At 42.1% G+C, this 9,657-nt stretch carries 6 protein-coding genes and 1 pseudogene; 1 reads left to right on the forward strand and 6 read right to left on the reverse strand.

Annotated elements, in window-relative coordinates; all coding sequences use genetic code 11:
- Positions 1 to 34: 34 nt before the first annotated feature.
- From ACFE93_RS32675 to ACFE93_RS32690, 4 genes and pseudogenes are all read right to left on the reverse strand, one after another.
- Positions 35 to 679 (reverse strand): Crp/Fnr family transcriptional regulator, encoded by a 645-nt coding sequence (locus tag ACFE93_RS32675; protein ID WP_375479968.1) that lies wholly within the window; start codon positions 677 to 679, stop codon positions 35 to 37.
- Between the two features lie 455 nt (positions 680 to 1,134).
- Positions 1,135 to 2,148, reverse strand: a complete 1,014-nt coding sequence (locus ACFE93_RS32680) for an NAD(P)-dependent alcohol dehydrogenase (protein WP_375479970.1) — start codon at positions 2,146 to 2,148, stop codon at positions 1,135 to 1,137.
- A gap of 269 nt (positions 2,149 to 2,417) precedes the next feature.
- The gene (locus ACFE93_RS32685; RefSeq protein WP_375479972.1) at positions 2,418 to 3,440 is read right to left on the reverse strand and encodes a tetratricopeptide repeat protein; all 1,023 of its coding nucleotides are present in this window, start codon (positions 3,438 to 3,440) and stop codon (positions 2,418 to 2,420) included.
- 254 nt (positions 3,441 to 3,694) lie between these two features.
- Positions 3,695 to 3,828: pseudogene (locus ACFE93_RS32690) on the reverse strand (ATP-binding protein); the annotation flags it as partial.
- A gap of 275 nt (positions 3,829 to 4,103) precedes the next feature.
- Between ACFE93_RS32690 and ACFE93_RS32695 the strand changes: the two are divergent.
- On the forward strand, positions 4,104 to 5,984 hold the full coding sequence (locus ACFE93_RS32695) for an ABC transporter ATP-binding protein (protein WP_375479974.1): 1,881 nt from the start codon (positions 4,104 to 4,106) through the stop codon (positions 5,982 to 5,984).
- Positions 5,985 to 6,536: 552 nt separating this feature from the next.
- Here ACFE93_RS32695 and ACFE93_RS32700 read toward each other — a convergent pair.
- Together ACFE93_RS32700 and dnaK are read right to left on the reverse strand one after the other, a co-directional pair.
- The gene (locus ACFE93_RS32700) at positions 6,537 to 7,172 is read right to left on the reverse strand and encodes an acetoacetate decarboxylase family protein (RefSeq protein ID WP_375479976.1); all 636 of its coding nucleotides are present in this window, start codon (positions 7,170 to 7,172) and stop codon (positions 6,537 to 6,539) included.
- A 135-nt stretch (positions 7,173 to 7,307) separates the two neighbouring features.
- The gene (dnaK, locus tag ACFE93_RS32705) at positions 7,308 to 9,236 is read right to left on the reverse strand and encodes a molecular chaperone DnaK (protein ID WP_375479978.1); all 1,929 of its coding nucleotides are present in this window, start codon (positions 9,234 to 9,236) and stop codon (positions 7,308 to 7,310) included.
- Between the last annotated feature and the right edge of the window lie 421 nt (positions 9,237 to 9,657).

The following is a 9,657-nucleotide window of genomic DNA, read 5'->3' on the forward strand; positions in this document are numbered from 1 at the left end:
GATGCCTTCGGTTGGTTCAACCACTGTGGTCTATTTACCTGAAAATTGCTGTAATCTGACCACAGTGGTAGGCGATGATTCCAGCTTGGCTCAGGGTGCTAGCTGCTTCGCTGACACCAGCGCTATGTACACCCAACATTTGTGAGATAAATTCTTGAGTAAGCGGAAATTCCTTTGATTCCAGACGGTCAGAAACTGTCAGCAGCCAACGAGCCAGCCGCTCCTCTCGCTGATGAAGACGGTTGCAGGCAGATTCTTGTACTATTTGAGTGTATACACGTTGGACATAGCGCAGCAGCAGGTTTTGAAGCGCTGTACCCCGATTGAACTCGCTTCTGAGTATATTTGCATCGATTTGCATGGCACTGTCTGGAATTTGCACCAATGCAGTTGTGGTTGTGATGTTGTCTCCTAAAATCACAGGCATACCCACCATGCCTTCATTGCTCACGAAACCAATTTCCATTGTCGAGCCATCTTCCATAGTGGTGACAATAGAAACCACTGCCTTATGAGGAAAATAAACCTGTGCGATCGGTTCGCCTGTTTGGTAAAGGACTTGCCAATTTGAAAGTGGAACCAGCTTCATGTGGGGAATAAGACGCTGATAATCACTGGCTGGCAAAGCTGCAAGCAACTTATTTGCTGGTTGCTCAAAGGCATTTTTGTCTAATGACATTAGGATTTTCCTGAATGTAGTCGTCTCTAGAAAAGGCAACTCCAAGCATAAGGAGAAAAATCAAGAATTTAATCCTAATGTCAAAAGGTGTAATTCCTAAAAAAGTTGTAATAAGAGTTTTTTATACTCCTATTTATAAATATAACACAACTAAATTAGTTAATAGCTTATTTAATGCGAGATAAAAGGCGTTGCTGATGAAGAATATGAATTTGTCTCACGCTGAGGCACACATAGAGAATAAGAAGTTGAAAATACCTAATTTTTGCATTTCATATCTAATAGCAATGCCAAATAAATTATTAATATGCCGCTTTGTAACTCCTATTGAATACATCAAAAGTGTCATACAGCAGATTGCAAGTTAATAAAGTACATCTTTAACTTACAATCTACTGTATGTTTCAAGTGGGAATTTAAATCCTACTTGAAACATAAAATTAAACTTTTTAAAATTACGAATTACGAATTACGACTTTACCCAAGTGAGCCGCACTTTTGAGATAATGATAAGCCTCTCGTGCTTCAGTAAAAGGGAAAACTCGATCGATAATCGGTTTGATTTGATGCTGTTGCATCGCCTGATTCATCCCCTCAAACATTTCTCGACTGCCAACATAAATTCCCTGAACTGTTAAACTCTTAAAAAGTATTGGCATGGGGTCAATTTCATCTCCTCTGCCAGATAATACGCCAATCAAACTAATACGTCCCCCAATACGGACTGCTTGTAGCGATTTTGGTAGAGTCCCCGCACCGCCTACCTCAATTACATGATCTACACCCGTGCGATTGGTTAATTGATAAACTTGCTTTTCCCAATCTGGTGTTATTTTGTAGTTGATTATCTCGTCAGCACCAAGCTGTTTGGCTCGTGCCAATTTCTGATCACTGCTAGAAATAATAATTGTTCTAGCACCATGTATCTTGGCAAACTGGAGAGCAAAAATTGAAACTCCTCCAGTACCGAGTAATAAAACACTATCACCTGCACCAATATTGCCTTTTGTCACCAATCCGTGCCAAGCTGTGACTGCTGCACAGGGCAAAGTTGCACCTTCAATATAGGATAAATAGTCAGGTAATATTACTAAACCATCTTGGTGTAATAAGACATATTCAGCCAGCATTCCATCGATACCACCTCCCAAATCGGATTTCATTTTCTCTTTGGTTAAAGAGGCATAAATCCAGTCTTGGAAGAAAATACCAGCGACGCGATCGCCTATTTTTACTCTTGTCACATCTTCCCCCACCGCCACAACTTCTCCCGCACCGTCAGACATGGGAATTAAGGGATATTTTTGTCCAGCACCGTAAGCTCCTTGGGCGACAAGCAGATCGCGATAATTTAAAGATGTTGCTTTGACTTGAATCAGAACTTGTCTAGCTGCGGGTTTTGGTTCGGGGCGATCGACTAATGCCAAAGCATCAATCCCGGCGTTGCTTTGAATTTCGTAAGCTTTCATAGATGTACTTGTTCTAACTACAACTTTGGTATTGTAGCTAGGGTAAAAAAAATCTATAGACGTAGCAATTGCTACGTCTATACAAGGGTTCTGGATAACGCATATTTAATTTCACTAGTACGCCACGGTGTAAATAGAGCAACCATTTAAAATCCCTAAAAAGCCCATCCCATTATACTTTTGACTTTTGACTTCCGCCTTGCGGTACTAGTAGGGTTGCCCTCATACCCTAACCCCTTCTCCCATATTGGGAGAAGGGGAACTGGATGCTACAGAGAATCTATGAACTGTTGTACTTTTTCTAAAAGTGGCTGATATTCGATTTGCTCTGCTAACTCTTGGGCATTTTGGTAGCACGAGCGCGCCATTTTTTTGCGTTTCGTGGTGGCGTAAAGGCTTCCCATATTTAGCAAAGTTGAAATTTCTCCGAGATTATCGCCCAGTTCTTGATAAATCACAATGGCTTGCTTGTAGAATTTCATTGCTTGGCGATGCTCTGCCAGGGTACTGTAGGTAAAACCAATGTTGTGAAGGGTTGTTGCTTCACCAGAGCGATCGCTGATTGCTCGACGTGTCAAAAGAACTTGATTGTAGAGCAATAGTGCTTGTTTGGGTTTTCCTAAATCATGATAGACAGAAGCAATATTATTCAAAGTGGTTGCTTCAGCAACTAAATTCTTCGCAGCTCGTTGAATTGGCAGTGCTGCTTGAAAAAATTCTAGCGCTTGCTCAAACTTACCTAAGACATTGTAGGCAAATCCAATGCCATTGAGCGTTGTGGCTTCACCAGAAAAGTCACCTAACAATCGCCGCATCCTCAAAATTTGGTGTTGTAGCAACAGTGACCGTTTCGGTTCTCCTAAGCGGGTATAAATTAGGGCTATATCATTAAGAGTAGAAACTTCATTTTGGGTATCTTGCAATCGCCTAAAGATTGGCAGTGCTTTGTCAAAATATTCTAATGCTTGCGAAAAGCGTCCAAGACGGCTGTAGGTAGAACCCAGATTGCTAAGTGTAGTTGCCTCTGCTGACGTGTTGCCAGTTTCAATAGCAACCGAAAGCGCCTGATAAAAGCGCTCTAATGCTTTTTGAGGTTGCCTGCAACTGAGGTGAGCTAAACCGAGGTCGTTTAATGTATAACCTTCTCTGGCTCGGTCTGGAATTGCTCTAGCCAAGTGTAAATTTTTGGTTGCAAGATCGAGAGACTCTTGAAATTTCCCCCGTTGGTAGTAGCGGTTTGCTTCATCACGACGTTGTTCCCATTCTTTGACTTGATTTAAAGGTTGTGTCATCTGACCTCAGTTGCATTCTGCGATAGGTAGGTAGGACATCTCTTGGGAATGAACCCCTCTTAGGTTTCCCAAATTTTAACCTCGATCTTCTATCTTTAGATATAAGACGTAAACAGATAAGTATGCTATTGTTTCATACTTACAGGAATATTTATGAAGCAATTAATACAAATACTGTAGGGGCGCATAGCAGCGCGCCCTTGGATTCCCGATTTATTTCAAAAGTCGGGAATCTTGTTGTTACATCGCTATTTTCAACTCAACCGTTGCCGCAACCACAAGGCCGTAAAGGCAATGCCAGTTGATAATCTTGCTCGGCATTATAAATCAAGCCTTTGGGCTGTAATCCAGTCAGCGCACCCTGAAGACTTCCACCCCTTGAAAGTCCTTATGTTTAGCAGTCGGTTCGTCAATGATTCTGTGGGCTGGGGTTGTGAATCGTTTTGAGCCGCCAAATTAAATTAAACAGTCGCAACATTTCTGGGTAGGAGACTGATAGTTTTAAGATTGCAAAATGTAAAGGGAATCATCCAAATCTTGAGGAATATAAGGTCTTAGTAGTAGTCTTGCAGTTTCTATCTCAGGCATGGTATCAGAGTAGGAAGATAAACGCTACTTTAAACAAGCGTGTTTTTTTCCAAACATTAATATAATGCTCTTACTATGAGCATCTACCAATCTCTGAAAAAATCTTATACACCAGATCGTCGGCGTGAAAATGACTGGCGGTTGTTTTTGCGTTTGGTGCCTTATGCCCGTCGTAACGGACGGCTACTGGCGCTGTCGATGTGCCTACTCGTACCGATCGCACTAGCTAATGCCTTACAACCCTTCTTAATTGGCCAAATAATCTCCCTGATTCGTAAGGAACCAAGCACTTACGAATTTTTCAGGAATCGTCCCTTCTCGCAAGGGTTAAATATCCTAGAAGGATTATTGGTAATTGCGATCGCCATCCAAGTGATATTGACAGGTTTCCAAGGTTATATAGTCCAAAGGCTAGGGCAACAAATCACCGCAGCAATTCGCCAAGACTTATTTCAGCATGTAACATCTCTAGCAGTGCGCTTTTTTGACCGCACACCCGTAGGTAAATTAATTACCAGAATCACCAGCGATGTGGAAGTGTTAGGCGATGTCTTTTCTACTGGGGCAGTTGGCATTATATCCGATTTGTTTTTAATGCTGGTGACTTTGGGTTTAATGTTTTCCCTCCAGTGGCAACTTTCTTGCTTGCTATTATTGATGCTGTTACCAACTAGCTGGGTAATTGTTTACATTCAAAAACAGTACCGCAAAGCCAATTACAAAGGGCGAGAAGAACTTTCGATCCTGAATTCACAGCTACAAGAAAATGTGCTTGGTATTAACGTCGTGCAGTTGTTCCGTAGAGAAAAATTTAATGCCGAATTGTTTCGTGCTACGAACCGCAACTACACTCAGCAAATGGATAAAACCATCTTTTATGATTCATTTGTTTCAGCAACCTTAGAATGGATTGGACTGATTGCGATCGCAGGTGTTTTGTGCGTGGGTGGTTGGTTACTGTTGGAAAAAAACTTGACTTTCGGGACTTTATCTACATTTGTATTGTATGCCCAGCGATTATTTGACCCTTTAAGGGCTTTTGCAGAAAAATTTACAGTAATTCAAGCTGGTTTCACTGCCATTGAACGCGTAGGCGATATATTAGACGAACCGATAGAAATTCGCGATCGCGCCAATGTCCGCTTCTCAATATTTGATGCAAAATTTGGCTACATCGACGAAATCGTTGCAAATCTAGAATCCCCAAACCTCACTTCTCCCCCAGAACTGGGAGAGATTCGTTTTGATCACGTCTGGTTTGCTTACAAAAATGATGATTACGTAATTAAAGACTTAGATTTCACCATTCATCCTGGTGAAAAAATTGCATTAGTTGGCCCCACTGGTGCAGGTAAAACTTCGATTATCCGTCTTTTGTGCCGCCTCTACGAACCCACTCAAGGACGCATTCTCATAGATGGCGTCGATATTCGGGAAGTACCACAAGCAGAACTGCGGCGTTACATGGCAGTAATTTTACAAGAAGGCTTTTTGTTTGCTGGCGATGTTAAAAGCAACATTTCTCTAGGAGATGGCTACACCATTGAACAGATTCAACAAGCAGCAGAAGAAACCAACATTGCCCAGTTTATAGAAGAATTACCCCAAGGTTATGATACTCAACTTCGAGAACGAGGCACAAATATTTCTAGTGGTCAAAAGCAACTTTTAGCCTTTGCGCGGGCTGCCATTCGCAATCCGCAAATTTTGGTACTAGATGAGGCTACCGCTAGTTTGGATGTTGGTACAGAAGCTTCAGTTCAAGAGGCATTAAACCAGCTTTTGGTCAGACGTACCGCCATTATTATCGCTCACCGCTTGTCTACGATTCGTAATGTAGACCGGATTTTTGTTCTCAAGCGTGGCGAATTAATCGAACAGGGAAGTCATGATCAATTACTGCAACAGGGAGGGCTTTATGCCACTCTACATAACTTGCAGATGTTGGGAAGTTAGAGGATAGATAGTCAAAAACTCACATTTTCTACAAAAATAACCTAATTTTGCGGAATATGTAACAGAGTTTGTGTGGATAATAATGAATAGCCTTGTTGCAAGTTAGTTTCTGAAACTGGATTTGCAGAATTTTTAGCAGGTGTGTAACCTTAGCAATATCTAGCTTTTGTATTGCACTTGATTGAAAATGACTATAGGTTTATCACAAGCTGGCTCTAAAGACTTTGTTTTTCTGGAAAGCAAAAGCGTATGGGTTAATCTGACCGTAAACTCACAATAATTTATAGGCAATCAGGCGTTAGCAAAAGTTCAATTTTACAGGTTGGATTAATCCCAGCATTGAAACAAAAATCATTACCATCATTAAAAGTTTAGGTATAAGTTAGTTTACTTGGTTTATTTCCGCCGTACTGTACTAGTTGAAACGTATAAGTAAGGTTTTAGAATATGAAAAAATACTGTCTAGAAGGATTGCATTAGCTGAAATATCTAACACAGGTATTCCATTAACAAGCAACTGGTTAAAGGTAGGCAAACTTATACCACAGCGTACTAGATACTCATCTGACCTACCACTTTTGGCGCATCAACCCGCAAACTCATCTGCTCACACCGCACAGTTAACCAAGGTTGACCCAAACCTATTCCAAAAAAAGGACTTTCGGCGGGGATTTCTAACTTAGAACCAATCAAACCCAACAAAGACTCAAATTCAGCAGGGAATATCAGTAAATCAGCACCCTTAGCGCTGAAACTAGAAGCACTTAATCGCTGTTTCCATGCCAAGCTTTGTTGATTATACTTAAAACTACACAATTTCTGGTTTTCCTGATGCACAGTAACATACTTTCCTTGTTCCCAGGTAAACTTAGCTAGTTCCTTTGGTAGTCCCCAAATTTCTCGACCACCAGCCACCGAGTCAGCATTATCTACATAAATGTGAGAAATCCAAGCGCCGATTTTCCTCTGGTAATTAATCAAAGCTGGGACAACAATTAACTCACTATACTCCAGTACTGAGCCTGACCCGTAATTAGAGAGATACACGCTAGCGAGGGTTTTACCAGGCCATACAGAAATAATTTCTAACTCTAAGGGAATCAAAGGGCGCACTTGGTCAATATTTACCAAATGCAGAGTTTGGATAGCATGACCCTGAAGTGTCCAAGGTGCTTGTGGATATGGCATAAGAGATTAACCAGACTTTATATAACTCTTAATTCCTAACTCCCAACTCATTAAAAAAAATCCCCACTCAGGCATTTGTCTGAGGGGGTAATTATAAGGTGGGACAAGATAATCTTCCCAAAAGAAGTAAGGGAATTATTTGCTCTCTGTAAAATCAGCGTCAATCACATCGTCGCCGTTACTAGAACTAGAGGAACTGCTACTATCTTGAGGTTCACCACCAGATGTAGCACCCGCACCGGCACCGGAACTGGCACTAGCACCAGCTTGTTGATAGATGTTGCTACCAACAGCGAATAACGCTTGTTGCAATTCTGGGGTGAGCTTCTTGATTTGCTCATCGTCTTCTTTAGCAACTGCTTCCCGCAGTTCTTTTACTAAACCTTCGACTTTAGTCTTGTCAGCATCAGGAACTTTATCGCCCAATTCTTGTAACTGCTTTTCAGCTTGGTATGCCAAAGAATCGGCTTGGTTCTTGCGTTCAATCTTCTCACGCCGCTCTTTGTCAGATGAAGCGTTCTGTTCAGCTTCTCTCACCATCCGGTCAACGTCATTTTTATCCAGGGTAGAAGCGCCAGTTATGCTGATGGACTGTTCTTTACCAGTACCTTTGTCCTTAGCGGTGACGTTAAGGATACCGTTAGCGTCAATGTCGAACACCACTTCAATTTGAGGGACACCACGTGGTGCAGGAGGAATACCATCGAGGCGGAAGGTTCCCAAGCTCTTGTTATCGTTAGAGAATTCGCGTTCACCTTGGAGGACGTGAATTTCTACGTTGGTTTGTCCATCCACAGCAGTGGAGAATACTTCCGATTTCTTCGTAGGAATTGTGGTGTTGCGGGGGATAATTTTAGTCATCACGCCGCCCAATGTTTCCACACCCAAAGATAGAGGTGTCACGTCTAACAGCAAGATGCCAGTTACATCACCAGCCAGTACTCCGGCTTGAATGGCTGCACCAACTGCTACGACTTCATCAGGGTTAACGCTTTGGTTGGGGTCTTTACCCAATACCTGCTTCACAATCTGTTGGACTGCGGGAATCCGTGTAGAACCACCAACTAACACTACTTCATCAATATCGCCTTTGTTTAACTTGGCATCCCGAAGGGCGTTTTCCACAGGAATACGACAACGGTCGATTAAGTCAGAGCAAAGTTCTTCAAACTGAGCGCGAGTTAGGGTTGTATCCAGGTGCTTGGGCCCATCCTGGGTTGCAGTGATAAATGGTAGGTTGATTTCTGCTTGGGTAACGCTAGAAAGCTCAATTTTGGCTTTTTCTCCAGCTTCCGTCAGACGTTGTAAGGCTTGTTTATCTTTCCGCAGGTCAATACCTTCGGCTTTCTTGAACTTCTCAGCTAAGAAGTCAACTATTTTTTTATCGAAGTCATCACCACCAAGATGGGTATCACCAGATGTGGCTAGTACTTCAAAAACTCCATCTCCTACTTCCAGCACAGATACGTCGAAAGTACCACCACCAAGGTCAAATACTAAGATGGTTTCGTTACTCTTTTTGTCAAATCCATAAGCCAAAGAAGCAGCGGTAGGCTCGTTGATAATCCGCAGAACTTCAATTCCGGCAATTTTACCAGCATCTTTTGTCGCTTGCCGTTGGGAGTCGTTGAAGTATGCCGGAACGGTGATTACAGCTTGGGTTACAGTTTCACCCAGGTATTTGCTGGCATCTTCAACTAGTTTGCGAAGAACTTTTGCAGAAATTTCTTCAGGAGCAAACGGTTTACCAACTATAGGACAATCTAATTTGACATTGCCATTGCTGCTGAGAACTTTGTAAGAAACTTCCGTAGCTTCGTTACCCACTTCATCGTAGCGGCGACCGATAAAGCGTTTGACTGAGTAAAACGTATTTTCGGGGTTCATCACCGCTTGTCGTTTGGCGATTTGGCCAACCAAGTTGTCGCCATTTTTCGCAAATGCGACTACTGATGGCGTTGTCCGAAAACCTTCAGCATTAGCAATTACTGTGGGTTTACCACCTTCCATCACTGCCACGCAGGAGTTCGTTGTTCCTAAGTCAATTCCAACTACTTTTGCCATTTTAGGTGCTGGCTCCGTATAACTACAAATGAATGAATGAGAATATAAAGCACTAAATTTTGAACCAACAGGGTCAAGAAATCAGCCAGTTCAGCATGAATACCTTTGATTTGGCTTTCCTGGGGTTAAAACTCCAGACTATGCTGATATATATACTGAAGCTTAGTGGTAGCCAGTCCATGAAGGGTGGTTTCCCGAACCTTACTTGGGACGGTTAGACTAACTAAATTGTGTTTTTAGTTGGTTCATGGATTAATTTGTCTTCACTCTGTCTAATGTAGAAGAATTAATACTTTCAGTAATTAGGGTGAACCGTAACGTCCGAGTGGTGTTTGCCGTCTTTAGAGGCAATAAACTACAGAAAGACTGGGGATTGGGGATGGGGCATGGGGCATTGGATAATATATCACTCAGCACTTAG

This window comes from uncultured Nostoc sp. (genome assembly GCF_964247315.1).
Classification (GTDB): Bacteria; Cyanobacteriota; Cyanobacteriia; order Cyanobacteriales; family Nostocaceae; genus Nostoc.

Coding starts and splice junctions, on each gene's coding strand:
- dnaK (WP_375479978.1), bottom strand. CDS start 9,236: ATGGCAAAAGTAGTTGGAATTGACTTAGGAACAACGAACTCCTGCGTG.
- ACFE93_RS32685 (WP_375479972.1), bottom strand. CDS start 3,440: ATGACACAACCTTTAAATCAAGTCAAAGAATGGGAACAACGTCGTGAT.
- ACFE93_RS32700 (WP_375479976.1), bottom strand. CDS start 7,172: ATGCCATATCCACAAGCACCTTGGACACTTCAGGGTCATGCTATCCAA.
- ACFE93_RS32675 (WP_375479968.1), bottom strand. CDS start 679: ATGTCATTAGACAAAAATGCCTTTGAGCAACCAGCAAATAAGTTGCTT.
- ACFE93_RS32695 (WP_375479974.1), top strand. CDS start 4,104: ATGAGCATCTACCAATCTCTGAAAAAATCTTATACACCAGATCGTCGG.
- ACFE93_RS32680 (WP_375479970.1), bottom strand. CDS start 2,148: ATGAAAGCTTACGAAATTCAAAGCAACGCCGGGATTGATGCTTTGGCA.